At 56.7% G+C, this 24,458-nt stretch carries 23 protein-coding genes, 6 tRNA genes and 1 other RNA gene; 15 read left to right on the forward strand and 15 right to left on the reverse strand.

Annotated features, from left to right (window positions below; all coding sequences use genetic code 11):
- Positions 1-12 precede the first annotated feature (12 nt).
- From ACQUTP_RS07205 to ACQUTP_RS07215, 3 genes are all read right to left on the reverse strand, one after another.
- Positions 13-2,184 (reverse strand): EAL domain-containing protein, encoded by a 2,172-nt coding sequence (locus tag ACQUTP_RS07205; RefSeq protein ID WP_080841613.1) that lies wholly within the window; start codon positions 2,182-2,184, stop codon positions 13-15.
- Positions 2,185-2,393: 209 nt separating this feature from the next.
- Positions 2,394-2,469 (reverse strand) — tRNA-Ala (locus ACQUTP_RS07210).
- Between the two features lie 41 nt (positions 2,470-2,510).
- Positions 2,511-2,586, reverse strand: a tRNA-Ala gene (locus ACQUTP_RS07215).
- 219 nt (positions 2,587-2,805) lie between these two features.
- Between ACQUTP_RS07215 and ACQUTP_RS07220 the strand changes: the two genes are divergently transcribed.
- Positions 2,806-3,159, forward strand: coding sequence for a YfeC-like transcriptional regulator (locus ACQUTP_RS07220; protein ID WP_004202017.1), 354 nt, complete (start codon positions 2,806-2,808; stop codon positions 3,157-3,159).
- A gap of 3 nt (positions 3,160-3,162) precedes the next feature.
- Positions 3,163-3,555: a MerR family transcriptional regulator gene (locus ACQUTP_RS07225; RefSeq protein WP_057216533.1), complete on the forward strand. Its 393-nt coding sequence runs from the start codon at positions 3,163-3,165 to the stop codon at positions 3,553-3,555.
- A gap of 54 nt (positions 3,556-3,609) precedes the next feature.
- Here the strand turns inward: ACQUTP_RS07225 and gltX are convergent, their stop codons facing one another.
- Positions 3,610-5,028 carry a glutamate--tRNA ligase gene (gene gltX, locus ACQUTP_RS07230; protein WP_004202014.1) on the reverse strand — a complete coding sequence of 473 codons (1,419 nt, stop codon included), beginning with the start codon at positions 5,026-5,028 and terminating at the stop codon, positions 3,610-3,612.
- A gap of 259 nt (positions 5,029-5,287) precedes the next feature.
- Here gltX and ACQUTP_RS07235 point away from each other — a divergent pair.
- The 5 genes from ACQUTP_RS07235 (at position 5,288) to ACQUTP_RS07255 (ending at position 5,844) form a co-directional block, all read left to right on the forward strand.
- Positions 5,288-5,363, forward strand: a tRNA-Val gene (locus tag ACQUTP_RS07235).
- A 45-nt stretch (positions 5,364-5,408) separates the two neighbouring features.
- Positions 5,409-5,484: transfer RNA gene (locus ACQUTP_RS07240), tRNA-Val, on the forward strand.
- 46 nt (positions 5,485-5,530) lie between these two features.
- Positions 5,531-5,606: transfer RNA gene (locus ACQUTP_RS07245), tRNA-Val, on the forward strand.
- A gap of 4 nt (positions 5,607-5,610) precedes the next feature.
- Positions 5,611-5,686, forward strand: a tRNA-Lys gene (locus ACQUTP_RS07250).
- A gap of 22 nt (positions 5,687-5,708) precedes the next feature.
- Positions 5,709-5,844, forward strand: a non-coding RNA gene (locus ACQUTP_RS07255) — RtT sRNA.
- 86 nt (positions 5,845-5,930) lie between these two features.
- Here ACQUTP_RS07255 and ACQUTP_RS07260 read toward each other — a convergent pair.
- A complete protein-coding gene (locus tag ACQUTP_RS07260) occupies positions 5,931-6,857 on the reverse strand; it encodes a LysR family transcriptional regulator (protein WP_064187540.1) in 927 nt (308 codons plus the stop codon).
- Between the two features lie 88 nt (positions 6,858-6,945).
- Here ACQUTP_RS07260 and ACQUTP_RS07265 point away from each other — a divergent pair, with 88 nt between their 5' ends.
- Complete coding sequence (locus ACQUTP_RS07265; protein WP_043520190.1) at positions 6,946-7,944, forward strand: bile acid:sodium symporter family protein; 999 nt, start codon at positions 6,946-6,948, stop codon at positions 7,942-7,944.
- Here the strand turns inward: ACQUTP_RS07265 and ACQUTP_RS07270 are convergent.
- From ACQUTP_RS07270 to zipA, 3 genes are all read right to left on the reverse strand, one after another.
- A complete protein-coding gene (locus ACQUTP_RS07270) occupies positions 7,941-8,159 on the reverse strand; it encodes a DUF3820 family protein (RefSeq protein ID WP_004202007.1) in 219 nt (72 codons plus the stop codon). The genes ACQUTP_RS07265 and ACQUTP_RS07270 overlap by 4 nt on opposite strands.
- Position 8,160: 1 nt before the next feature.
- A complete protein-coding gene (gene ligA, locus ACQUTP_RS07275) occupies positions 8,161-10,176 on the reverse strand; it encodes an NAD-dependent DNA ligase LigA (protein WP_004202005.1) in 2,016 nt (671 codons plus the stop codon).
- A 69-nt stretch (positions 10,177-10,245) separates the two neighbouring features.
- Complete coding sequence (zipA, locus tag ACQUTP_RS07280) at positions 10,246-11,307, reverse strand: cell division protein ZipA (RefSeq protein WP_004202003.1); 1,062 nt, start codon at positions 11,305-11,307, stop codon at positions 10,246-10,248.
- A 230-nt stretch (positions 11,308-11,537) separates the two neighbouring features.
- Between zipA and cysZ the strand changes: the two genes are divergently transcribed.
- The 5 genes from cysZ to crr all read left to right on the forward strand — a co-directional run bounded on the left by cysZ (position 11,538) and on the right by crr (position 16,409).
- Positions 11,538-12,299: a sulfate transporter CysZ gene (gene cysZ / locus ACQUTP_RS07285; protein WP_017900461.1), complete on the forward strand. Its 762-nt coding sequence runs from the start codon at positions 11,538-11,540 to the stop codon at positions 12,297-12,299.
- Between the two features lie 176 nt (positions 12,300-12,475).
- Positions 12,476-13,447 carry a cysteine synthase A gene (cysK, locus tag ACQUTP_RS07290; protein ID WP_004202001.1) on the forward strand — a complete coding sequence of 324 codons (972 nt, stop codon included), beginning with the start codon at positions 12,476-12,478 and terminating at the stop codon, positions 13,445-13,447.
- 380 nt (positions 13,448-13,827) lie between these two features.
- Complete coding sequence (gene ptsH / locus ACQUTP_RS07295) at positions 13,828-14,085, forward strand: phosphocarrier protein Hpr (RefSeq protein WP_002913505.1); 258 nt, start codon at positions 13,828-13,830, stop codon at positions 14,083-14,085.
- Between the two features lie 44 nt (positions 14,086-14,129).
- Positions 14,130-15,857, forward strand: coding sequence for a phosphoenolpyruvate-protein phosphotransferase PtsI (ptsI, locus tag ACQUTP_RS07300; RefSeq protein ID WP_004201998.1), 1,728 nt, complete (start codon positions 14,130-14,132; stop codon positions 15,855-15,857).
- A 42-nt stretch (positions 15,858-15,899) separates the two neighbouring features.
- Complete coding sequence (gene crr / locus ACQUTP_RS07305; RefSeq protein WP_000522253.1) at positions 15,900-16,409, forward strand: PTS glucose transporter subunit IIA; 510 nt, start codon at positions 15,900-15,902, stop codon at positions 16,407-16,409.
- A 40-nt stretch (positions 16,410-16,449) separates the two neighbouring features.
- Here the strand turns inward: crr and ACQUTP_RS07310 are convergent, their stop codons facing one another.
- Positions 16,450-16,689, reverse strand: coding sequence for a hypothetical protein (locus ACQUTP_RS07310; protein ID WP_004201996.1), 240 nt, complete (start codon positions 16,687-16,689; stop codon positions 16,450-16,452).
- On the reverse strand, positions 16,686-17,552 hold the full coding sequence (pdxK, locus tag ACQUTP_RS07315; RefSeq protein WP_004201995.1) for a pyridoxine/pyridoxal/pyridoxamine kinase: 867 nt from the start codon (positions 17,550-17,552) through the stop codon (positions 16,686-16,688). Before pdxK ends, ACQUTP_RS07310 begins: the two co-directional genes overlap by 4 nt.
- Positions 17,553-17,634: 82 nt before the next feature.
- On the opposite strand from pdxK, the gene ptsJ reads away from it, so the two are divergent.
- Both ptsJ and ACQUTP_RS07325 read left to right on the forward strand, forming a co-directional pair.
- The gene (gene ptsJ, locus ACQUTP_RS07320; RefSeq protein ID WP_285755148.1) at positions 17,635-18,933 is read left to right on the forward strand and encodes a transcriptional regulator PtsJ; all 1,299 of its coding nucleotides are present in this window, start codon (positions 17,635-17,637) and stop codon (positions 18,931-18,933) included.
- 163 nt (positions 18,934-19,096) lie between these two features.
- Positions 19,097-19,492 (forward strand): YybH family protein, encoded by a 396-nt coding sequence (locus ACQUTP_RS07325; protein ID WP_004201993.1) that lies wholly within the window; start codon positions 19,097-19,099, stop codon positions 19,490-19,492.
- Here ACQUTP_RS07325 and cysM read toward each other — a convergent pair.
- From cysM to cysP, 5 genes are all read right to left on the reverse strand, one after another.
- Entirely contained in the window at positions 19,489-20,400 is a 912-nt protein-coding gene (cysM, locus tag ACQUTP_RS07330; protein WP_048325320.1) for a cysteine synthase CysM, read from the reverse strand. The two genes, ACQUTP_RS07325 and cysM, sit on opposite strands and share 4 nt — an antisense overlap.
- Before the next feature lie 118 nt (positions 20,401-20,518).
- Entirely contained in the window at positions 20,519-21,613 is a 1,095-nt protein-coding gene (gene cysA, locus ACQUTP_RS07335) for a sulfate/thiosulfate ABC transporter ATP-binding protein CysA (protein WP_004201991.1), read from the reverse strand.
- Positions 21,603-22,478: a sulfate/thiosulfate ABC transporter permease CysW gene (gene cysW / locus ACQUTP_RS07340; RefSeq protein ID WP_004201990.1), complete on the reverse strand. Its 876-nt coding sequence runs from the start codon at positions 22,476-22,478 to the stop codon at positions 21,603-21,605. Before cysW ends, cysA begins: the two co-directional genes overlap by 11 nt.
- Positions 22,478-23,311, reverse strand: coding sequence for a sulfate/thiosulfate ABC transporter permease CysT (gene cysT / locus ACQUTP_RS07345; RefSeq protein ID WP_002913626.1), 834 nt, complete (start codon positions 23,309-23,311; stop codon positions 22,478-22,480). Before cysT ends, cysW begins: the two co-directional genes overlap by 1 nt.
- Positions 23,311-24,327: a thiosulfate/sulfate ABC transporter substrate-binding protein CysP gene (gene cysP / locus ACQUTP_RS07350; RefSeq protein WP_017900457.1), complete on the reverse strand. Its 1,017-nt coding sequence runs from the start codon at positions 24,325-24,327 to the stop codon at positions 23,311-23,313. The genes cysT and cysP overlap by 1 nt, the downstream gene beginning before the upstream one ends.
- Between the last annotated feature and the right edge of the window lie 131 nt (positions 24,328-24,458).

The following is a 24,458-nucleotide window of genomic DNA, read 5'->3' on the forward strand; positions in this document are numbered from 1 at the left end:
TTTTTTTACCCGTCATTCGCCCAGCGGCCGGGGCTTGCCCACCAGGTAGCCCTGCAGATAATTCACCCCCAGCTCCAGCAAGCGCGCTTTTTGCGGTTCGCTTTCGACATATTCCGCCACCACGCTCATCTGTTTCGCCCGCGCCATCTCAACAATCGATTTCACCATAATGGCATCCAGCGGGTCAGTGAGGATGTCGCGAACGAAGCAGCCGTCAATCTTGATGATATCGGCCTGCAGATGCTTCAGTCGTTCATAGTTCGCATACCCGGTGCCAAAGTCATCAATGGCGATGGCACAGCCAAACGCGCGCAGCGCTTCAAGATTTTGCTGGCTGATGTCGGCATTGGAAAAGGCCTGCTCTTCAGTGACTTCAATAGTGATAAGGCCTGGTGAGACCGCATAGCGTTGAAACAGCGCGATAATTTGCGCGGCGCTGTCCTTTTGCATTAGAGTTGCAGGCAGCAGATTGACCGAGAATCGCTGGCCAGGGTGCTGATGAAGCACGCTGAACAAGGTCTCCAGCACCAGCATGTCGAAACGTTGGCTGAGGTTAAACTGCACAATCAACGGGATAAACTGATCGGGCATAATGACGCTATCGCCACAGCGCATGCGGGTGAGGATCTCATGATATCCCTCCCCTTCCCTGTTATGAATCGGCTGCGCATAGAGCATCAGCGCCCGCTCTTTGAGCACCTGCTTGACGCGCATGAGGAGGCGCACCTGTTCGGTGGTTTGATCCACCACCAGCTCCTGCTCCTCATCCAGGGCCAGCACCCGACGTTCGCTGCCCGCCTGTTCGGAAAGCCAGCTTAGCTGACCCAGCATCTGGTGAAGACCCTCGCGCTGACCGTCGTCGCGGCCCCAGGCCGCGCCAAACTCCAGATCCAGCGGCTGATTGTGCCAGCTGAATTTTTTGTGGTTGAGAACCGCGACCATATGGTGCAAACGGGACGAAGGCTCCGGTCCGTCAAGCACGAGGATCAGTTCGCTGCCCGGCACCTGGAAAACTTTATCCGCCGCCCCCAGCAGCGGTTGCAGCGCCCGAATTATCTGCCGTTTACAGTCCACCCCCATCATCAGGCCATAATGCCTGCTGAGAAAGTCGAGATTATGAATACGCAGGCTGCAGATAACCTGCTGCGGGCAGCTCTGTAAATGGCTCTCCAGCGCGCGCAGGTTAGGCAAGCCAGTCAGCGGATCTTCTTCCGCCTGACTACGCCAGCGGCGTTTATTGCGGTCGCTACGGGCATAGGTGTCTGCCATATAAAACAAACAGATAGTAAAGGAGATCAGCACTGAGAGCACAAAGGATAATGAATACTCGCTTTGGACGCCCTGGAGAAAGTTTTTGTTATACACCACCAGTAAAAAAGCCGAGACCGACCATGAAATACGCAGCAGCGCATGACCAATTCGGCTAATCCCGATAAAGTAGACGATAAAAATCACCGGAACTAAATAACCGGCAATAAATTCAGACTGATACGGCGCACACAATAGCGTTAATATCACCGCCAGCGCAATAAACCAATATAGCGTAAAGGAACGATATTTTGCTGCCAGCCACGGTAAACATTCCTGCCGCCAGAAACGTCGGGCGTAGCGTGGATTGATAATCATCCGCATTGGATAATATAAAAAAGTGGTAAAAATTAATGCCGCGCTGATTAAACTTTGAATATCTATTACGGTATAAATCAATGGCATACTGCCAAAATAGCTGGTAATAGATAAGGGAAAAGCAAAATATTGCCCGGCAAGGTACATGGTGAGTTTCAGCAGCACCGGCGCGAAGAAGCCGCCCCAGAAGATCCGCGCTCCCATATGTTTTGCCGTCGGGCCACAGCGCCAGCGCTTACCCACCATCAGTCTTAGAATAGCGCAGGAGAAGAACACCGCAAACAGCTGACAAAAGAGTAAGATAAGCGCCTGCGGTAGCGTTAATTTAATAAGAAAGCAATTGGTGATGGCAAATGCGAGGATTAATGGCGCAATCGCATAGCGGCCAAAGATAAAAATAACAGAAAACATCACGCTAATGGGCAGCCAGGCAATATAAATAAGATTGCCATCAATAACCGTTTGCGGTGAAATAAAACGAGCCAGCGGAATAGCGACTAAACAGACGATAAAGGCCAACAGAGTTTTTTTGATATTAATGTTAATTTTATCAACCATTATTGTTAATTAAAACTCCGGCAACCTCATTACGTTTAATGGGGGAAATGTTATGTTGCTTATTTAGGGCAGGCAAGGTGATTTATCAGGAAAAAGTCTGAAATTACTTTCGATTTTAATTGCTGGAGATTAACTGACTTAAGCAGAAAATGCTTTACATGAAAATAGATAAAAACAAAAACCCCCGCCGAAGCGAGGGTTCTGAATTTTGGTGGAGCTAAGCGGGATCGAACCGCTGACCTCTTGCATGCCATGCAAGCGCTCTCCCAGCTGAGCTATAGCCCCACAGGACCTCTTTACGAACCAAATCCGCTGGGTGCAGAATTTGGTGGAGCTAAGCGGGATCGAACCGCTGACCTCTTGCATGCCATGCAAGCGCTCTCCCAGCTGAGCTATAGCCCCGTAACGTAAAGCGTGTCGTGTTGACGGGCGGCATAATATGAATTCCTCGCTCAGGTGTCAACGGCAAAATTATCCTTCTCGATTCAATCGCTGAAAAAGCAGGCAACCTGCTGACATTGCGAGCCTTATCGCAGCCAGAAGTTAAACAGGTCACCTTTTCCAGTAAAAGGATGCTATAACATGGACAGCTAATTCCCATACATTTACTCAGGAAATAGTATGCTCAAGGAACGAATGACACCTGAAGAAATCGCCCATCTGACCGGCTACAGTCGGCAAACTATCAATAAGTGGGTGCGGAAAGAAGGCTGGCAGACCTCTCCGCGGCCTGGCGTCCAGGGCGGCAAGGCGCGCCTGGTCCATGTCAATGAGCAAGTCAGGGAGTTTATCCGCAGCGCCCAGCGCGTGGCGGAGACGCCCGGCACCTATTCTCCCCACGACAGCGATCTGGAATCGCTGCTGCTGACCCTCTGTAAAGAACTCACCCCCAGCGAGCAGAAGCAGCTTATGTCGCTGTTGCTGCGCGAGGGGATCACCGGGTTACTGCTTCGGTTAGGGATCCGCGATCGGTAAACCATGATGAAACTAAAAGATAAAATGACGCCCGCAGAGCTTGCCGACTGCCTGGGGCTGGCCAGACAAACGATCAATCGCTGGGTTCGGGAGAAGAAATGGCGCACAGAAGCGATACCCGGCGTTAAAGGGGGACGAGCGCGACTGGTGGTCATCGACCAACCGGTGCGTGAGTTTTTGACTAACATTCCCGCCAGACGCCATCTTTTTAGCGACAATCATCTCGCGGAATCGCCAGGCGCTTACCTGGTCAATGAGGCGGACGCGATCTGGCGGCAAATCACAGAAACCCTGCAACTGATGACTCCGGCAGAACAGCTGCAGCTCCGCGACCTGCTGGCCCGGGAAGGGATTAGCGGTTTTCTTGCCCGCCTCGGCATCGCCAGCCCGGTATAACAGACAAAAAAAACGGCAGGAGTATATCCTGCCGTTATATCATCTACGTCCCCGTCAGGACGCCTGGCCTTCGCGCTCAGCGATAAAAGCCAGCGCTTTATTGATACGCTCTACGCTACGGGACTTGCCGATTGCATGGACGGTTACGTCAAGCGCAGGAGACTGCCCAGCACCGGTAACGGCCACGCGCAGCGGCATACCGACTTTACCCATGCCCACTTCCAGCTCATCAGCGGTTGCCTGAATCGCGTGGTGGACGTTTTCCGCCGTCCAGTCGCTAATCGCCGCCAGCTTGTCGCGGACGACCTCCAGCGGCTGACGCGCTACCGGACGCAAATGTTTCTTCGCCGCGTCGGCGTCGAACTCAGCGAACTCTTCATAGAAGTAGCGGCAGCTCTGGGCAATCTCTTTCAGCGTTTTGCAACGCTCGCCGAGCAGCTTCACCAACTCGGCCAGCTGCGGACCGTTGCGGGTATCGATATTTTCCTGCTCGATATGCCACTGCAGATGGGTCGCCACATACTCCGCTGGCAGCGTATTGATGTAATGATGGTTCAGCCACAGCAGCTTGTCGGTGTTGAACGCACTGGCGGATTTGCTGACCGCCCCCAGCGAGAAGAACTCGATCATCTCTTCGCGGGTGAAGATCTCCTGATCGCCATGGGACCAGCCCAGACGCACCAGATAGTTAAGCAACGCTTCCGGCAGGTAGCCATCGTCGCGATACTGCATCACGCTGACCGCCCCGTGGCGCTTGGAGAGTTTCTTGCCATCGTCGCCGTTAATCATCGATACGTGCGCGTATACCGGCACCGGCGCGTTCAGCGCTTTAAGGATGTTGATCTGGCGCGGCGTGTTATTGATATGATCTTCACCACGGATCACGTGGGTGATCGCCATGTCCCAGTCATCCACGACGACGCAGAAGTTGTAGGTCGGGGAACCATCGGTACGGCGAATGATCAGATCGTCCAGCTCCTGGTTGCTGAACTCGATAGGTCCGCGGATCTGATCGTCAAAAATAACTGACCCTTCCTGCGGGTTGGCGAAACGCACCACGCACGGCTCATCGTCGGCATGATGCTCGTGGCTATGGCGGCAGCGGCCATCGTAACGCGGCTTCTCACCGTTCGCCATCTGCTCTTCGCGCAACGCTTCCAGACGCTCTTTCGAGCAATAGCATTTATAAGCGGTACCGGCTTCCAGCATCTCATCGATCACGTTGTTATAACGATCGAAACGTTTGGTCTGGTAATAGGGACCTTCGTCCCATTGCAGATTCAGCCAGTTCATGCCATCCATGATGGCTTCAATTGCTTCCGGGGTGGAGCGTTCGAGATCGGTGTCTTCAATACGCAGTACAAACTCACCGCCGTGGTTACGGGCAAAAAGCCAGGAATAGAGAGCAGTACGCGCACCGCCAACGTGCAGATAGCCGGTTGGGCTTGGCGCGAAGCGAGTTTTGATTTTCATGAATTGGCCTTACGTTTAATAAAGATGCCGATAGACGGCAATGTCCGGTGGAAATTATGGGTCAATATTCTAACACCGTGGGCTGATTCCTCAATGTTGTTCCCGTCGGAACGTCGCGGTTTGCCATTTTTGTTTATAAATCATGCTATGACGCCGGTTTTACGATCGCTTTGTTTAATTTTACGACGAACGAACGAATTCTTTAGAAAAGGCGTTGACTCATTTTCAACTCTCCCTATAATGCGACTCCACACAGCGGGGGTGATTAGCTCAGCTGGGAGAGCACCTCCCTTACAAGGAGGGGGTCGGCGGTTCGATCCCGTCATCACCCACCACTACTTAACGTAGTCTCCGCCGTGTAGAACAGAAAATTGAGAAGTGGGTGATTAGCTCAGCTGGGAGAGCACCTCCCTTACAAGGAGGGGGTCGGCGGTTCGATCCCGTCATCACCCACCACTTTCTCGCCAGCTGAATTTTCTGTCAAAATGTGAAGTACCGAAGTGGGTGATTAGCTCAGCTGGGAGAGCACCTCCCTTACAAGGAGGGGGTCGGCGGTTCGATCCCGTCATCACCCACCACTTCGGGTCGTTAGCTCAGTTGGTAGAGCAGTTGACTTTTAATCAATTGGTCGCAGGTTCGAATCCTGCACGACCCACCAATGTAAAAAGGCGCCCTAAAGGCGCCTTTTTGCTATGCGCCGAACTCAACGATTCGAACCTGCAGCAGGTTCGGGTCGAACGCAGTGAGACAACGGAGCCGCTTGCGGCGACGGCCCGAAGGGCGAGGCGAAGTCGAGTCATCCTGCACGACCCACCAATGTAAAAAGGCGCCCTAAAGGCGCCTTTTTGCTATGCGTGGAACACAGCCCCGGCCACGAGCTTCCCCGTGGCGATAAACCGCGATCAACGCTGATACAGCGGATCTTCAACCCTGGCGGCGGTGAGATTGCCCCCTTCTTCTCGCACGATTTCCCATAACGCCTGGGCGGCGGTCGACAGCGAGCGGTTTTTCCGGCATGCCAGCATCAGCTGCCGCTCCATTACCGGAGCCAGTCGCTTTACCGCCAGATGGCTTCCCTGCGGTAACGGCAGCGCCAGCGCCGGCAGTACGCTGATGCCAATTCCCGATTCCACCATCGGAAACAGCGTTGCCGGATGGCCAATCTCCTGCACAATGTTCGCCCGGACAGCCAGCCTGCTGAGCGCCGCATCAATCAGCGGACGGCTGCCGGAAGCATAGTCCTGCAGGATCAGTCTCTCATCCTGTAGCGCCTGCCATGGCACTTCAGTCAGGCTGGCAAAAGGATGATCCTCCCGGCAGAGCAGCAAAAAAGGTTCCGCCAGGACCACCTCGCACTGCAGATCGGCCGCCGGGCCCGGATCAATCACGATGCCAAAATCCACTTCTCCCTGGCGAATACTCTCCAGGACCCACTGCTGGGGCCGGTCGTGCAGCACAAAATCGATATCAGGATAACGTCGATTACTGTGAGCAATACACTGCGGAATAAGGTGGGCGGAAATCGTCTGACTGGCGGCGACCTTAACGGTGCCACTCAGCTGCTGGCCTACCCGACCGGCATCGCGCAGCGTCACCGCAAGCTCATCGAGCAAACGCTCCAGCCTGCCTGCCAGCTGCTGACCCGCCTCGGTGAGGACCACCTCCCGGGTGGTACGGTCAAGGAGACGGACTCCGGTCTGATGCTCCAGCTCCTTGACGCTGTGACTGACGGCCGACTGGCTTAAGCCAATCATCTCCCCCGCCCGGCTAAAGCTCCTGGCGCGGGCAACGGTAACGAATACTTTTAACTGACGCAGAGAGTAATTCATCTTTTTAATTCATGAATAGATGCAATAAATCAATTTTATTTCTCAAATCAAAAAAAGCACAATAGCGCATCTCTTTTCAGGAGCGTTTATGAAACTTTTCCGCATTCTCGATCCGTTTACGGCAACCCTGGTCACCGTTGTCCTGTTGGCCTCATTCTTCCCGGCCCGTGGCGCTTTCGTCCCCTTCTTTGAACATCTCACCACCGCCGCCATCGCCCTGCTGTTCTTTATGCATGGCGCCAAACTCTCCCGGGAGGCAATTATCGCCGGCGGCAGCCACTGGCGTTTGCATCTGTGGGTGATGTGCAGCACCTTTATCCTCTTCCCGGTGCTGGGGGTTCTGTTTGCCTGGTGGGCGCCGGTGAAGGTCGATCCGATGCTCTACAGCGGCTTTATTTATTTGTGCATTCTGCCGGCCACCGTGCAATCCGCCATCGCCTTCACCTCGCTGGCCGGAGGCAACGTCGCGGCGGCGGTCTGCTCAGCTTCGGCCTCCAGCCTGTTGGGCATCTTTGTTTCACCGCTGCTGGTGGGGGTCCTGATGAACCTTCACGGCGCAGGCGGTAGCCTCGAGCAGGTCGGAAAGATCATGCTGCAGCTGCTGTTGCCTTTCGTGCTCGGCCATTTATCGCGGCCGTGGATCGGCAACTGGGTGGCGAAGCATAAGAAGTGGATTGGTAAGACCGACCAGACCTCGATTCTGCTGGTGGTCTACTCCGCCTTTAGCGAGGCGGTGGTGAACGGGATCTGGCATAAAGTGGGCCTGGGATCGCTGCTGTTTATCGTGGTAGTCAGCCTGGTGCTGCTGGCCATCGTCATCGCGGTCAACGTGTTCGTCGCCCGCCGCTGCGGCTTTAACAAAGCTGATGAAATTACCATCGTCTTCTGCGGTTCGAAAAAGAGCCTGGCCAACGGCATCCCGATGGCCAATATTCTCTTCCCGACCTCCATCCTCGGCATCATGGTGCTGCCGCTGATGATCTTCCATCAAATCCAGCTGATGGTCTGCGCGGTGCTGGCGCGGCGCTATAAACAGCAAACCGATGCGCGTCTCGCTCAGGAAAAGACTAACGCTGCCAAAGCTTAACGCGCTTTCTTCAGGGGCTGGACCAGATCGCTCAGTCCCTCGCTTTTAATCAGCAGGGTCAGCGCCATCAGCTCGCCGAGATGGCCGGCAGGGAATTGATCCTTGCGCGCGAACCACAATAAATACTCCTCCGGGACATCGATTAAACGACGCCCCTTGTATTTACCGAACGGCATCTCGGTATTGGCGATCTCGACCAGCTGCGCTTTATCCACGTTATTCTCCCAGCAGACGCATCATTTCGGCTTCGTCAATCACCTCGATGCCGAGCTCCTGCGCTTTCGCCAGCTTAGAACCCGCCGCTTCGCCTGCAATCACCAGATCGGTTTTCTTCGACACGCTGCCCGCCACCTTCGCCCCCAGCGCCACCAGACGCGCTTTGGCATCATCCCGCGACAGTTGACTGAGGCTGCCGGTCAGGACGACGGTTTTGCCTGCAAACGGGCTGTCAATCTCTTCCGCCTTCACCACCACCGGAGCCGGCCAGTGAACCCCTTCCGCCAGCAGCTGCGCGATGACATCGCGGTTGCTCTCTTCGGCAAAGAAGTTGAAAGTATGGGTGGCGACGACGATGCCGACATCAGGGACCTTCTGCAGCTCCTCAATGGAAGCCTGCTCCAGGGCTTCGAGGGTGCCAAAATGCGCCGCCAGGCCTGCCGCCGTGGCTTCTCCTACCTCGCGAATGCCCAAGGCGTAGAGGAAACGCGCGAAGGTTGTCTCTTTGGCTTTCTCGAGAGCGTTGACCACGTTTTGCGCGGACTTCGGCCCCATCCGATCCAGCCCGGTCAGTTTCCCTGCGGTCAGCCGGAACAGATCCGCCGGGGTATGGACGTACTCTTTCTCCACCAGCTGGTCGATGATCTTATCGCCCATGCCGTCAACGTCCAGCGCGCGACGGGAGACAAAGTGCTTGAGCGACTCTTTGCGCTGCGCGCCGCAGATCAGGCCGCCGGTACAGCGGGCTACCGCCTCGCCTTCCACTCGCTCAACGTCTGACTGACAGACCGGGCAGTGGGTCGGGAATTCAACATCCCGGGCATCTGCCGGACGTTCGGAAAGCACCACGTTGACCACCTGAGGGATCACGTCGCCTGCCCGGCGAATCACCACCTTGTCGCCGATTTTCAAGCCTAAGCGTTCAATCTCATCGGCGTTATGCAAAGTGGCATTGCTCACCAGCACGCCGGCGACATGGACCGGCTCCAGGCGCGCCACCGGCGTAATCGCCCCGGTGCGACCCACCTGGAACTCCACGTCCCGGACGAAAGTCATCTGCTCCTGGGCCGGGAACTTAAAGGCCACGGCCCAGCGCGGCGCGCGGGCGACGAAACCCAGCTGTTCCTGCAGCGCCAGCGAATCGACTTTGATCACCACGCCATCAATGTCAAAGCCCAGATGGGGACGATCTTCCTCGACTTTACGATAGTAAGTGAGCACTTCCTCGGGGGTATGGCAAAGAGTGACGCGATCGCTCACCGGTAATCCCCATGCTTTAAACTGCTGTAAACGGGCCGAGTGGCTGGCCGGCAGCTCACCGCCCTCCAGCACCCCAACGCCGTAGCAGAAGAAAGTAAGCGGTCGCTTCGCGGTGATGCGCGGGTCCAGCTGGCGCAACGAGCCCGCCGCCGCATTGCGCGGGTTAGCAAACACTTTTCCGCCGGTGCGGCGAGCTTCTTCATTGATTTTTTCGAACCCGGCCTGCGGGAGGAACACTTCCCCGCGCACCTCCAGGCGTGCGGGGATATTATCGCCATGCAGCCTGAGCGGGATGGTGCGGATGGTTCGCACGTTAGAGGTAATATCCTCGCCGGTGGTGCCGTCGCCGCGGGTCGCCGCCTGCACCAGCACGCCGTTTTCGTAGAGAATGCTCACCGCAAGGCCGTCGAGCTTCAGCTCGCAGCAGTAGATGAGCGGGTCAGTGCTTTTCAGGCGATCCAGCACCCGCTTGTTGAAGGCCAGAAAGCTCTCTTCGTCAAACACGTTGTCCAGTGACAGCATCGGCACTTCATGGCGGATCTGGCTGAAGGCGGTCAGTGGCGCCGCCCCCACGCGCTGAGTCGGCGAATCCGGGGTAATCAGCTCCGGATGCTGGCTCTCCAGCTCGCGCAGCTCGCGCATCAGCCGGTCATACTCCGCATCGGGCACTTCCGGCGCGTCCATAACGTGGTACAGGTATTCATGATGGCGAAGCGTGGTTCGCAGTTCAGTCAGTTGTTGTTCGATCGGTTCCATATCACACCATCAATGATAAAAAACCCCCGACAGGCGGGGGTTGAGAAGGAGTTGAGATAACGCGGGACGTCAGGCGTTCGCGTCTTTCACTTCGCGAATACGATCCTGGTATTCACGCAGTTTTTGCGGCGTCATCATGCGACGCTGATCGTCAAGCACCACGCCGCCCACTTCATCGGCGATATACTGCGCAGACTGCAGCATCAGCTTGAAGTTCTGCAGTTCATCACCGTAGGAAGGGACCTGCATAAAGATAGTCACCCCAGGGGTCATCATATCCGCCATGCTGTCCGGATTGAAGGTCCCCGGCTTCACCATGTTGGCCAGGCTGAACAGCACCGGGCCGCTGCCGTCCGGGCTCAGATGGCGGTGGAAAATATTCATTTCACCAAACTTGAAGCCGGCCTGCTGGATGCTATTGATAAGCACCTCGCCGTTAAGCTGCGCGCCATGGTGCGCGGCGACGTTCATCACGATGACCGTCTCTTTACGCTCTTTCGGCTGCGGCGCTGCAGGCTGCTGCGGCTCTGTCGGCTGCGGTTCAGCCACCGCGGGCTGCGGCGCGGCAACAGGCTGTGGCGCAGGCTGCTGCGGAGCGGCCGGCTGCGGCTGGGCGACGGTCGGGGTCACCGGCTGCGGCGCGACAGGCTGTTGCACAACAGGCTGCGGCTGGTGTTGCGGTTGCACGGGCGGCTGCGCGGGTTGCGGCTGTTGCCAGCCCGGCTGTGGAGCCGCATGCGGCGCAGACGGTTGTCCCTGCGGTTGTACCGGGGCCTGGCGCGGCGGCGGCGCCTGACGAACCGGTTCCTCAGGACGCACAGGCTGCTGCATCTGGCGCTCGTAAGGCGGCTGGTACTGGTGCTGCGGCGCCTGACGAGGGGCTTCATGCTCCCCATGCGCGCCGTGCGGAGCGTGAGTCACCGGATGAACGCGGACTTCACCTACGCCTTCAACATTATCATCAAAGTCGTCGTTTTCCGACTCATCGTCGCGCGACTTCATACGTTTCAGTGGGCGATCGCGAAACATCGAAGAACGTTCTTTACGGCTGGTCCAGAAACCATGTACCAGTAAAGCGATTATGGCGATCGCGCCAACAATGATTAATATCAGACGCAAATCCTGCATCATTATATTCTCTGTTGTTCTAACACCTTGCCACCACGGCAAACATTTACTCACTAAGAGTATTTGCCGATTACCTCAAGTGCAAGTGTGTCGGTCGCTTTCACCACATAAAGATGAACTAAATCGTGCTTTTTGCTGTTTTTTCGAACATTTCCTAACTGGTTATTGTCTGACGACCCGATAAAATAAGCGAGCATTCACACTGGATGTTAAAAAAGGAGCAATGCCTGGCTATGGTTTCATCATCCGCACCGACCCCGCGTAGCGGCGTACACTATTTTTCGCAGGGCTGGAAACTCATCGGGCTGCCGGGCATACGTCGTTATGTCTTCCTGCCTTTACTGGTTAACGTGCTGCTGATGGGCGGTGCTTTCTGGTGGCTGTTTACCCGTCTCGACAGCTGGATCCCTTCGCTGATGAGCCATGTACCTGACTGGCTGCAGTGGCTGAACTACCTGCTGTGGCCGGTGGTGGTGCTGTCGATCCTGCTGGTGTTTGGCTACTTCTTTTCTACTATTGCCAACTGGATTGCCGCCCCGTTCAGCGGCCTGCTGGCGGAACAGCTGGAAGCGCGTCTGACTGGCGCCACCCCGCCGGACGTCGGCGTCTTTGGCATCATGAAGGATATTCCACGCATCATGAAGCGTGAGTGGCAGAAGCTGGCATGGTACCTGCCCCGCGCCATCGTGCTGCTGCTGCTCTACTTTATACCCGGCGTTGGCCAGACGGTGGCTCCGGTACTCTGGTTCCTGTTCAGCGCATGGATGCTGGCGATTCAATACTGCGATTACCCCTTCGATAACCACAAGGTCCCCTTCAGGACCATGCGCGAAGCGCTGCGCAGTCGCAAGGTGATGAATATGCAGTTTGGCGCGCTCACCAGCCTGTTCACCATGATCCCGGTGTTAAACCTGGTGATCCTCCCGGTGGCTATCTGCGGCGCCACCGCCATGTGGGTCGATTGCTATCGCGACAGACACGCCAGCTGGAAGTAGTCGTCACACCTCCCCCCGGGAGCGGCGAGCGCCGCTCCTTATATCTCCGCTTATTCCTTCTTGCACATCATTATTTCCCTTACGCATATAGATATGCTAAATCCTTACTTCCGCATATTCTTTAAGCGGGTATGCTGATGCCGTACCCCCAAATTTCATACAGTTAAGGACGGGCCATGAGTAAGATTTTTGAAGACAACTCCCTGACTATCGGTCATACGCCGCTGGTACGACTGAACCGCATTGGTAACGGCCGTATCCTGGCAAAGGTAGAATCTCGTAACCCGAGCTTTAGCGTAAAATGCCGTATCGGCGCCAATATGATCTGGGATGCTGAAAAGCGCGGCGTGCTGAAACCTGGCGTGGAACTGGTCGAACCGACCAGCGGCAACACCGGTATCGCCCTCGCCTACGTGGCGGCGGCACGCGGCTACAAGCTAACGCTAACCATGCCGGAAACCATGAGCATTGAGCGTCGTAAGCTTCTGAAAGCGCTGGGCGCCAACCTGGTGCTGACCGAAGGCGCCAAAGGCATGAAAGGCGCCATTCAGAAAGCGGAAGAGATTGTCGCCAGCAACCCGGAAAAATTCCTGCTGCTGCAGCAGTTCAGCAACCCGGCTAACCCGGAAATCCACGAAAAGACCACCGGTCCGGAAATCTGGGAAGACACCGACGGTCAGGTGGATGTCTTCATCTCCGGCGTCGGTACCGGCGGTACGCTGACCGGCGTCAGCCGCTACATTAAAAACACCAAGGGCAAAAAAGATCTGATCACCGTCGCGGTTGAACCGACCGATTCGCCGGTCATCTCCCAGGCGCTGGCGGGGGAAGAGCTCAAGCCGGGCCCGCACAAAATTCAGGGCATCGGCGCCGGCTTCATTCCTGGCAACCTGGATCTGAAGCTGGTGGACAAAGTAATCGGCATCACCAATGATGAAGCGATCTCCACCGCACGCCGCCTGATGGAAGAAGAAGGCATCCTGGCGGGTATCTCTTCCGGGGCCGCCGTTGCCGCGGCGCTGAAGCTGCAGGAAGATGAGGCCTTTACCAATAAGAATATTGTGGTTATCCTGCCTTCCTCGGGTGAGCGTTATTTAAGCACCGCGCTGTTTGCCGATCTCTTCACCGAGAAAGAACTGCAACAGTAGTGCCAGCTTGTAAATAATGTGTAAAAAAGCACCTTTTCAGGTGCTTTTTTGTGGCATACGTCAAAGTTTTACCCCTCCTGGCATTGATTCACCTCGTAGGGTCTGGTATTTAACCAGCACATTTATTTTGATGCGCGAAATTATTCAGAAGAGGATTTCCGCCAGCTGAATCGATTTTATGATTTGGTTCAAGTCTTCCTTTCGCGGCATAATGTTTAATGACGTGCTAGACGTCAATGGCCCGCAGGTCTTCGCAGCGCCAGGCGCTGCCGACGCCAAGGCCGGAAACGTAACGCCGGCGCTAACAATACAGGCTAAAGTCGAGTCGTTAGACTAGACTTTAGGTCCACAACACTAAACCTATAAGTTGGGGAAATATAATGTTCCAGCAAGAAGTTACCATTACCGCTCCGAACGGTCTGCACACCCGCCCTGCTGCTCAGTTTGTTAAAGAAGCTAAAGGCTTCACTTCTGAGATCACTGTAACCTCCAACGGCAAAAGCGCCAGCGCCAAAAGCCTGTTCAAACTGCAGACTCTGGGCCTGACCCAGGGCACCGTAGTGACCCTCTCCGCGGAAGGCGAAGATGAGCAGAAAGCTGTTGAGCATCTGGTTAAACTGATGGCTGAACTCGAGTAAGTTCACGGGTTCTTTTTCATATCAGTCACAAGTAAGGTAGGGTTATGATTTCAGGCATTTTAGCATCCCCGGGTATCGCCTTCGGCAAAGCACTGCTGCTGAAGGAAGATGAAATTGTCATCGACCGGAAGAAAATTTCTGCCGATAAGGTTGATCAGGAAGTCGAACGTTTCCTGAGCGGCCGCGCCAAGGCCTCCGCCCAGCTGGAGGTCATCAAAACCAAAGCTGGTGAAACTTTCGGTGAAGAAAAAGAAGCCATCTTCGAAGGGCATATTATGCTGCTGGAAGATGAGGAGCTTGAGCAGGAAATCATAGCCCTGATTAAAGATAAGCACATGACTGCCGACGCGGCAGCCAATGAAGTTATCGACGGTCAGGCCACTGCCCTGGAAGAGCTGGACGATGAATACCTGAAAGAACGTGCGGCTGACGTACGTGATATCGGTAAGCGCCTGCTGCGCAACATCCTTGGTCTGGCTATCATCGATCTGAGCGCGATTCAGGATGAAGTCATCCTCGTCGCCGCCGATCTGACCCCGTCTGAAACCGCACAGCTGAACCTGAAAAAAGTGCTGGGTTTCATCACCGACGCGGGCGGCCGTACCTCCCACACCTCCATCATGGCGCGTTCCCTGGAACTGCCGGCCATCGTGGGCACCGGCAGCATCACGGCTCAGGTGAAAAACGGCGACTATCTGATTCTCGACGCGGTGAACAACCAGGTTCTGATCAACCCGTCTAACGAGCAAATTGAAGCGCTGCGTAATCTGCAGGCTCAGGTTGCGGAAGAAAAAGCCGAACTGGCGAAACTGAAAGATCTGCCGGCGATTACTCTCGACGGCCATCAGGTTGAAGTGTGCGCCAACATCGGTACCGTTCGCGACGTCGAAGGTGCTGAGCGCAACGGCGCCGAAGGCGTAGGCCTGTATCGTACTGAATTCCTGTTCATGGATCGCGACGCGCTGCCAACCGAAGAAGAGCAGTTTGCGGCTTATAAAGCGGTGGCTGAAGCCTGTGGCTCTCAGGCCGTTATCGTGCGTACCATGGACATCGGCGGCGACAAAGAGCTGCCGTACATGAACTTCCCGAAAGAAGAGAACCCGTTCCTCGGCTGGCGTGCCGTGCGTATCGCCATGGATCGTAAAGAGATCCTCCGCGATCAGGTTCGCGCCATCCTGCGTGCCTCCGCTTTCGGTAAGCTGCGCATTATGTTCCCGATGATCATCTCTGTTGAAGAAGTGCGTGCGCTGAAGAAAGAGATCGAAATCTACAAACAGGAACTGCGTGACGAAGGTAAAGCATTTGACGAATCCATTGAGATCGGCGTGATGGTGGAAACACCGGCTGCGGCGACCATTGCTCGTCATCTGGCCAAAGAAGTTGATTTCTTTAGTATCGGCACCAATGATTTAACGCAATATACTCTGGCAGTTGACCGTGGTAATGATATGATTTCACATCTTTACCAGCCGATGTCACCGTCTGTACTGAATCTGATTAAGCAAGTTATTGATGCTTCTCACGCTGAAGGTAAATGGACTGGCATGTGCGGTGAGCTTGCGGGCGATGAACGTGCTACACTTCTGTTGCTGGGTATGGGGCTGGACGAATTCTCTATGAGCGCCATTTCCATCCCGCGCATCAAGAAGATTATTCGTAACACGAACTTCGAAGATGCGAAAGTATTAGCAGAGCAGGCTCTTGCTCAACCGACAACGGACGAGTTAATGACGCTGGTTAACAAGTTCATTGAAGAAAAAACAATCTGCTAATCCACGAGATGCGCGGCCCAAATTACTGCTTAGGAGAAGATCATGGGTTTGTTTGATAAATTGAAATCTCTGGTTTCTGATGACAAGAAAGACACCGGAACTATTGAGATTGTTGCTCCCCTCTCCGGTGAGATCGTCAACATTGAAGACGTGCCGGATGTGGTTTTTGCGGAAAAAATTGTGGGCGATGGGATTGCCATCAAACCGACCGGCAACAAAATGGTCGCGCCGGTAGACGGTACCATTGGTAAAATTTTCGAAACCAACCATGCGTTCTCTATTGAATCTGATAGCGGCATCGAGCTGTTCGTTCACTTCGGTATTGATACCGTTGAACTGAAAGGCGAAGGCTTCAAGCGTATCGCTGAAGAAGGCCAGCGCGTGAAAGTCGGCGACCCGGTTATCGAATTCGATCTGCCGCTGCTGGAAGAGAAAGCCAAGTCTACCCTGACTCCGGTGGTTATCTCCAACATGGACGAGATCAAAGAGCTGATCAAACTGTCCGGTAGCGTGACCGTGGGTGAAACCCCGGTAATCCGCATCAAGAAGTAATGATTGCTGCATAGAAATGGCGCCGAAAGGCGCCATTTTTTTATATCGCGTGGGTCACCGGCTGATAGCATTTTTCGCGAGATATGAGACGCAATCCTTCCGGGGTGCTCTCCAGAATGCGCCGCTCGCCGTCAGAGACCAGCAGTTCGCACTGATATCCACCGGCCAGGCCGAACAGCGACCGCGCCACGCAGGCATCCTCCAGCGCCGCCTCCCCTGTGGTATCAAAATGACCAACAATGCGTCCCTGCTGACGGATCACTAACCGATAGCTTTTCATCTCTGTTGCTCCAGCGGCGGCAGGATCAGTTCGTCACACCCCTGCGCGGCAGTCCAGTTCATCACCTCCAGCACGCGCTGGGCGGCTGCTTCCGTCGCTGCCCCCAGCGCCAGGCCCGAAAGCAACCCGCTCACCAGCTCAGCGCAAAACAGATCGCCGGTACCCTTCAAGTCCGTTTCCACCCGCGGGTGAACCACCACCTGCACTGCATCGGCCGTCACCACCAGCACATTGATTGTCGAAGCGGCCTCTCCTGGCGCGCTGGTGATCACCACCCACTTGAGACTGTCCGACAGCAGGCTTCGCGCCGCGGCGACCGCCTCCTGCTGATTGCGACAGCGCCGGCCGCTCAGCGTCTCCAGCTCAAACAGATTAGGGGTGATCCCTTGCGCCAGCGGCAGCAGGTGCTGACGATAGGCGTCCGGGATCTCGGCCTTGACGTAGATGCCGCTGTCGACATCGCCAATCACCGGATCCACCAGAATACAGAGATCGGGATGGCGGTCGCGGACCCGCGTCAGCCACTGCGCCAGGCGTTCAATTTGCACGGCGTTGCCCATATAGCCGGTGGTCACCGCACGCAGTTCGCGCAACGCGTCGCGCTCCTCAAGCGCCTGCAGGTACCCGACAAACCACTCCTCCGGGATAATGCCGCCATAGAACGTCTCATAATGGGGCGTATTGCTGAACAGCACCGTCGGCACCGCCAGCACGCGCAAACCGTGCTGTTTAATCGCCGGTACCGCGATACTGTTGCCGACGCTGCCGTAAACTACCTGCGACTGCACGGCGACGATATCGACTTCCGACGCCCGGCTTTTGTCGTGAAAGAGCACTGATTGTATGTCATCTTGCTGGCCCATCTTTTCTCCCCCCGCTGGACAGCGGGTCACGCTCTGATTATGATTCGTCCTATGCTAAATTTCATTTTGTCATAGGTCAATAATGTTTGCCGGAAAAACCGCCAGCGATATCTTCGATCATATCCGCCATCTGGTGCAGAGCGGTGGCTTGCAGCCCGGAGAAGTTCTGCCGCCGGTACGCGAGCTCGCCAGCCAGCTGGCGGTGAATCGCAATACCGTCGCCGCCGCTTATAAACGGCTGGTCACCTCCGGGCTGGCCGTGAGCCAGGGACGAAACGGCACGGCCATCAAAGCACGGGATCCGCTGCCGGCGCTGGAGGGCGGTGACCCCACGACGCCGCTGAACGATCTCTCCAGCGGCAATCCGGACCCCGCCAGACTGCCTGATTTAGCACGCTATCTGGGCCAAATTGCCCGCATGCCCCACCTGTATGGCGATGCCCCCATCGAGCCGCGGCTTGGCGAATGGGCTGAGGCATGGTTTGCCGGGGAGATAACCGTTCCCTTTGCCCTGAACCTCGCCAGCGGGGCGATTGACGCGCTGGAGCGTCTGCTCTGCGCCTTGCTGCTCCCCGGCGACGGCGTGGTGGTTGAAGATCCTTGTTTTCTTAGCAGCATCAATATGGTGCGTTACGCTGGCTTTACCCCCTGCCCGGTGGCGGTGGATGCCGAGGGGATGGATCCTGTCGGGCTGGAGGAGGCGTTACGCAACGGCGCGCGGGCGGTGATCTTAACCCCGCGCGCGCACAATCCTACCGGCTGTAGCCTGACGGAAACCCGGGCGCATGCCCTGCGGGAGGTGCTGGTCCGTTATCCGCAGGTGCTGGCGATCGTCGATGACCATTTTGCCCTGCTGTCGGCTACGCCCTGGTTTTCTCCTCTGCCCGCGAGCACCCAGCGCTGGGCGGTGGTGCGTTCGATGTCAAAAACCCTCGGGCCAGACCTGCGGCTGGCCTTTATCGCCAGCGATATCGACACCTCCTCGGCGCTGCGCCTGCGGCTTAACGCCGGCAGCCAGTGGGTCAGTCATCTGCTGCAGGATCTGACGCTGGCCTGTCTCACCGATGAGGCGTTTATCGCCTCGATGACGGAAACCCGCCGTCACTATCGCCACCAGAATGAGAAACTGGCGGCAGCGCTGGCCCGGCACGGCTACAGCCATGCTACGCCTGGCGAAGGCCTTAATTTCTGGCTGCCGCTGCCAACGGCGAGCCAGCCCTACGCCTTACGCCTGGCCCGCGCCGGCTGGCTGGTCCGCGAGGGGGAGGTGTTTGGCATTCGTACGCCCTCCCACGGGCTACGTCTGTCGCTGGGCCGCCTGAATGACGATGAGATTGCCCGCCTGGCGGCCGATATAGCCCAGGTCTTAGACGCTCCCTGACGCAGGTAGTGCGTCGAACGCATCGGGGAGTGGTAGCTACTGCCGACAAGTTACTGTAAAAATAAACGAAAACAGGCGTAGTCTTACCTGCATGCCCGGATCGTCGAAACGGATGAAACGCTCACGGTGGCGGACACATCGCTCACAATAAGGAGCACCAGAGATGCATCACATTGACCTGACCCTAAAAGCAGTCATCGAAGCCTGCGATCGCGCTATCTCGCAGGAAGATTACGATACCCTGATGGGCTATTACGCGGAAGACGCCGCGCTGGTCGTCAAACCGGGCATGGTAGTCAGAGGGAAAGAGAATATCCGCAAAGCGTTTATCGCCATTGCCGACTATTTCCAGCACCGGCTGATAGTAACCCAGGGGAAAATGGAGGTCATTGAGGGCGGCGGCAATGCACTGGTGATTATGGAGACCCGGCTGGATATCCCGACGGCACAGGGAATAACACAGGTTACGCGACGCGCAACCTATGTCTTTCAGAAGCAGGGGGAGCGCTGGTTGTGCACGGTCGATAACTCCTACGGCACCGACCTGCTCGATGATTAAATACCCGCTCCCTGGCTAAAGTGTTCCTCGCCGAACACGCCGGTGGAGAGGTAGCGATCGCCGCGATCGCAGACGATCGCCACCACCACCGCGCCTGGATTTTCGCGGGCGATACGTAACGCCCCGGCTACCGCGCCGCCAGAGCTGACGCCGCAGAAAATGCCTTCCCGCACCGCCAGCTGACGCATGGTGTTCTCGGCATCCTGCTGATGAATATCCAGCACCGCATCCACCAGCGAAGCGTTAAAGATCCCCGGCATATACTCTGCCGGCCAGCGGCGGATCCCGGGAATACTGCTGCCCTCCTCCGGCTGCAGGCCGACAATGGTCACCGGTTTGCTCTGTTCGCGCAGAAATCGTGACACGCCGGTAATGGTGCCGGTGGTCCCCATACTGGAGACAAAGTGGGTGATACGCCCTGCGGTCTGCTGCCAGATTTCCGGCCCGGTGGTGATGTAATGGGCGTAGGGGTTGTCCGGGTTGTTAAACTGATCGAGCAGTTTGCCCTCTCCGCGCTGAGCCATCTCGAGGGCCAGGTCGCGAGCCCCCTCCATCCCCTGCTCTTTAGTGACCAGGATCAGCTCGGCGCCGTAGGCGCGCATCGCGGCCCGGCGCTCCTGGCTCATGTTGTCGGGCATCAGCAGCTTCATCCGGTAGCCTTTCAGCGCGGCGATCATCGCCAGCGCGATACCGGTGTTGCCGCTGGTCGCTTCGATCAGCACGTCGCCGGGCTGAATTTCGCCGCGCTTTTCCGCTTCGACGATCATCGACAGCGCAGCGCGATCTTTCACCGAACCGGCCGGATTATTGCCTTCGAGTTTGACCCAGATTTCGCTGCCGTTGTCCGGTCCGAGACGCTGAAGTTTGACCAGAGGGGTATTGCCGATGGTGTGTTCGAGTGTATTCACGATGTTTACTCAATAAAAAAGCCGGGCGGCGCTTCGCTTACCCGGCCTACCAGACGCGTGATAATTTCAGACCGGGTAAGCACAACCTCACCCGGCAAAAGCACATGGATTTAAGCTATCAGGCCGACTGCGCCAGAGCAAGCTCGCCGCGTGGCTCGATACGCTCGGTACCGTTGTACAGGCGCGCATTTTGCAGCCCGACGAACAGCCGTTCGCCGCGGGACGGCGCCTCATCGCCCGTTAACACCACGCTCAGCGGTTCGTCATACCACCCCAGAGGCTGGACGACTAATTGGGTGTAGTGTCCTTTCGGACTGGCCTCCAGGACCTGCACCGGCAGCGGCGAATCCAGGCTGGTTCGGCGGCTGATGTCCACTTCCCACGGACGCAGGAACAGATCCACCGGCCCCTGGTATGCTGGGGTATAGCCTAACGGCCAGCGGTGGGCGCCAACGTGGAACTGTCCGCCGCGGATAACCCCCTGCAGACGATTCACTTCCCCCATGAACTCCAGCACGAAGCGGGTGGACGGCTCACGCCACACGCGTTCAGGCGCATCGGCCTGTTCGATGTTGCCCTGGCTCATCACCACCACCCGGTCGGCAACTTCCATCGCTTCTTCCTGATCGTGGGTGACGAACACGCTGGTAAATTTTAGCTCTTCATGCAGCTGACGCAGCCAGCGGCGCAGCTCTTTACGCACCTGCGCATCCAGCGCGCCGAAAGGTTCATCCAGCAGCAAAATTTGCGGCTCTACCGCCAGGGCGCGCGCCAGCGCCACGCGCTGCTTCTGACCACCGGACAGCTGCGCCGGATAGCGATCCGCCAGGTGAGCCAGCTGCACCATCTCCAGCAGTTTGGTCACTTTGGCCTTAATCGCCGCCGCATTGGGTCGTTCACGGCGCGGCAGCACGGTCAGGCCAAAAGCGATGTTATCGAACACCGTCATATGGCGGAACAGCGCATAATGCTGGAAGACGAAGCCCACTTTACGGTCGCGGGCGTGCATCCGGCTGACGTCGGTGCCGTGGAAGCGGATATGACCGCTGGTCTGATGCTCCAGCCCGGCGATAATCCGCAGCAGGGTAGTTTTCCCGGAGCCGGAAGGCCCCAGCAGCGCGACCATTTGTCCGGAAGGGATATCCAGCGAGATATCATTCAGCACCTGGGTGCGACCAAACGATTTCTTAATATTGGCAATCTCAATGCTCATGATTTCCCTCCTGTTGCGCGCGTTTTTCCTGATTGGCCAGACGCCATTGCAACATACTCTTTAAAAACAGGGTCAGAATAGCCATTAACGTCAGCAGGGCCGCGGCGGTAAACGAGCCGACGGTGTTGTAATCCTGCTCCAGTAATTCAATTTGCAGCGGCAGCGACAGCGTTTCTCCGCGGATCGAACCGGAGACCACCGACACCGCGCCGAATTCGCCGATGGCGCGGGCGTTGGTCAACACCACGCCGTACAGCAGCGCCCAGCGAATATTGGGCAACGTCACCCGGCGGAACATCTGCCATCCGGAAGCCCCCAGCAATACCGCCGCCTCATCTTCATGGCTGCCCTGACTCATCATCACCGGCACCAGCTCACGCACCACAAACGGACAGGTGACAAAGATCGTCGCCAGCACCATGCCCGGCCAGGCGAACATGATTTGCAGATTATGTGCATCAAGCCAGCCGCCCAGCGGACCGTTAGAGCCGTAGAACAGCAGATAAACCAGACCCGCGACCACTGGCGAGACGGCGAACGGGATATCCAGCATCGTCAACAGCAGCTGGCGTCCCGGGAACGTAAAGCGCGTGACCAGCCAGGCCAGCAAGGTCCCGAACACCAGGTTCACCGGCACGGTAATCAAGGCGATCATCACCGTCAGCCAGATGGCGTGCAGCATGTCCGGGTTCGCCAGGTTTTCCAGCACCGGCATTAACCCTTTGCTGAAGGCCTGGATGAAGATGTAGAGCATCGGCACCACAAGGATGAAGGCGGAAACCAGCATCCCGACGCCAATCAGAAACCATTTGCCCCAGTTGATGCGGGGCGCGTCGTAGCGTTTCAATTGAGTAACTTCCGCCATTAGTGACCTACCACGCGTCGACCAAAGCGACTCTGCAGGGTATTGATGGAAAACAACAGCAGCAGCGAGGCGGCCAGGATCACCGAGGCGATGGCGCTCGCCGCCGGATAGTCAAACTCCTGCAGACGAATAAAGATCATCAGCGACGTCACTTCCGTCTTCCACGCGATGTTGCCGGCGATAAAAATCACCGCGCCGAATTCGCCGAGGCTGCGGGTAAACGACAAGGCGATGCCCGCCAGCAGCGCCGGCGACAGCTCCGGCAGGACCACCTTGCGAAAACTCTGCCAGCGCGTGGCGCCCAGCGTTTCCGCTGCCTCTTCATATTCCGGTCCCAGCTCTTCCAGCACCGGCTGCACGGTACGCACCACGAACGGGATGCTGGTGAAAGCCATCGCCACGGCGATACCGAGCCAGGTATAGGTCACTTTAATATCGAACTTCGCCAGCCATTCCCCGTAAATGCCGTTTACCGAAAACAGCGAGGCCAGGGTCAGGCCGGCTACCGCCGTCGGCAGCGCAAACGGCAGGTCCATTAAGGCATCCAGCAGCGTGCGGCCCGGAAAACGATAGCGGGTAAGGATCCACGCCATCAGCAGACCGAAGACGCCGTTAAAAATCGAGGCCACGAACGCCGACAGCAGCGTCACCTTATAGGCCGCCACCACCTGCGGGTTGGTGATCACATCCCAGTACTGCGCCCAGCTCATCTGCGCCAGCTGCATCACCAGCGCGCTGAGCGGTAATAACAGAATCAGACAGACAAACAGCAGGCTGGTGCCGAGGCTCAGGGTAAAGCCCGGCAGCACGCGCTTGGACGACACAGCAAACATTACTTACGCCCCGCCGCCAGCAGTTTGTCCAGTTCGCCGCCGCTGGCGAAGTGGGTTTTCATCACCTCAGGCCAGGAGCCAAACTTGTCCTCCACGCGGAACAGTTCGGTCTGCGGGAATTTATCCTTCAGCGAATCCATCACTTTCGGGTTGTTTACCCGATAGTAGTAGTCGGTAATGATGGTCTGCGCCTGCGGGCTGTAGAGCCAGTTCAGATAGGCTTTCGCCGCCTTTTCCGTGCCGTTGGCTTTGACGTTTTTATCCACCCAGGCCACCGGGAACTCCGCCAGAATGTTGGTTTTCGGGATCACCACTTCAAATCCCTGCGCCTCATACTGCTTGCGAATATTGTTCACTTCCGACTCGAAACTGATCAGCACATCGCCCAGGCCGCGCTCGGCGAAGGTAGTGGTCGCCCCGCGTCCGCCGGTGTCGAAGACTTCGACGTTCTTCAGGAACTGGGTCATAAACTGTTCGGTTTTGGCTTTATCGCCACCGTCGGCTTTATCCGCCGCGCCCCAGGCCGCCAGGTAGGTGTACCGCGCGTTGCCCGAGGTTTTCGGGTTCGGGAAGATCAGCTTAACGTCAGAGCGGACCAGGTCGTTCCAGTCATGAATGTTTTTCGGGTTGCCTTTGCGCACCAGGAAGCCCATCGTCGAATAGAACGGCGAGCTGTTGTTTGGCAGGCGGCTTTGCCAGTCGGCCGGGATCAGGTTGCCTTTGTCATGCAGGATCTGCACGTCCGTCACCTGGTTGTAGGTCACCACGTCCGCCTTCAGGCCCTGCAGGATCGCCAGCGCCTGCTTGGAAGAGCCGGCGTGCGACTGCTTGATGGTCAGCTTGTCTCCACCATTGTCCTTCGCCCACTGTTGCTCAAAAGGCGGGTTAAGGGCGGCAAACAGCTCGCGGGAGACATCATAGGAGCTGTTCAGCAGCTCCGTCGCCTGCGCCTGCGCCACCAGCAGCAGGGAAGCCGCCAGCGCCAGATATCCTTTTTTCAGTGATTTAACGGCCATTGCGCACCCTTATCAAAAATGATCATTTACTGATGATCATCATATTTATAACGGGTACGAAAGGAGTAACGGTTTTATATACCGTTTGGCGATTTGGAAGTCGAAAAGGGAATAAGCACCTGGCAAAGCTT

This window comes from Klebsiella sp. 2-CIP_Kleb., assembly GCF_050378715.1.
Lineage (GTDB): Bacteria > Pseudomonadota > Gammaproteobacteria > Enterobacterales > Enterobacteriaceae > Klebsiella > Klebsiella quasipneumoniae.

Coding starts and splice junctions, on each gene's coding strand:
- ACQUTP_RS07260 (WP_064187540.1), bottom strand. CDS start 6,857: ATGAATTACTCTCTGCGTCAGTTAAAAGTATTCGTTACCGTTGCCCGC.
- cysT (WP_002913626.1), bottom strand. CDS start 23,311: ATGTTTGCTGTGTCGTCCAAGCGCGTGCTGCCGGGCTTTACCCTGAGC.
- cysZ (WP_017900461.1), top strand. CDS start 11,538: ATGGTTTCATCATCCGCACCGACCCCGCGTAGCGGCGTACACTATTTT.
- pdxK (WP_004201995.1), bottom strand. CDS start 17,552: ATGGGCCAGCAAGATGACATACAATCAGTGCTCTTTCACGACAAAAGC.
- ACQUTP_RS07265 (WP_043520190.1), top strand. CDS start 6,946: ATGAAACTTTTCCGCATTCTCGATCCGTTTACGGCAACCCTGGTCACC.
- ACQUTP_RS07225 (WP_057216533.1), top strand. CDS start 3,163: ATGATGAAACTAAAAGATAAAATGACGCCCGCAGAGCTTGCCGACTGC.
- ptsH (WP_002913505.1), top strand. CDS start 13,828: ATGTTCCAGCAAGAAGTTACCATTACCGCTCCGAACGGTCTGCACACC.
- ligA (WP_004202005.1), bottom strand. CDS start 10,176: ATGGAACCGATCGAACAACAACTGACTGAACTGCGAACCACGCTTCGC.
- ptsJ (WP_285755148.1), top strand. CDS start 17,635: ATGTTTGCCGGAAAAACCGCCAGCGATATCTTCGATCATATCCGCCAT.
- ACQUTP_RS07325 (WP_004201993.1), top strand. CDS start 19,097: ATGCATCACATTGACCTGACCCTAAAAGCAGTCATCGAAGCCTGCGAT.
- cysP (WP_017900457.1), bottom strand. CDS start 24,327: ATGGCCGTTAAATCACTGAAAAAAGGATATCTGGCGCTGGCGGCTTCC.
- ptsI (WP_004201998.1), top strand. CDS start 14,130: ATGATTTCAGGCATTTTAGCATCCCCGGGTATCGCCTTCGGCAAAGCA.
- ACQUTP_RS07220 (WP_004202017.1), top strand. CDS start 2,806: ATGCTCAAGGAACGAATGACACCTGAAGAAATCGCCCATCTGACCGGC.
- zipA (WP_004202003.1), bottom strand. CDS start 11,307: ATGATGCAGGATTTGCGTCTGATATTAATCATTGTTGGCGCGATCGCC.
- gltX (WP_004202014.1), bottom strand. CDS start 5,028: ATGAAAATCAAAACTCGCTTCGCGCCAAGCCCAACCGGCTATCTGCAC.
- cysK (WP_004202001.1), top strand. CDS start 12,476: ATGAGTAAGATTTTTGAAGACAACTCCCTGACTATCGGTCATACGCCG.
- ACQUTP_RS07205 (WP_080841613.1), bottom strand. CDS start 2,184: ATGGTTGATAAAATTAACATTAATATCAAAAAAACTCTGTTGGCCTTT.
- crr (WP_000522253.1), top strand. CDS start 15,900: ATGGGTTTGTTTGATAAATTGAAATCTCTGGTTTCTGATGACAAGAAA.
- cysA (WP_004201991.1), bottom strand. CDS start 21,613: ATGAGCATTGAGATTGCCAATATTAAGAAATCGTTTGGTCGCACCCAG.
- ACQUTP_RS07310 (WP_004201996.1), bottom strand. CDS start 16,689: ATGAAAAGCTATCGGTTAGTGATCCGTCAGCAGGGACGCATTGTTGGT.
- cysW (WP_004201990.1), bottom strand. CDS start 22,478: ATGGCGGAAGTTACTCAATTGAAACGCTACGACGCGCCCCGCATCAAC.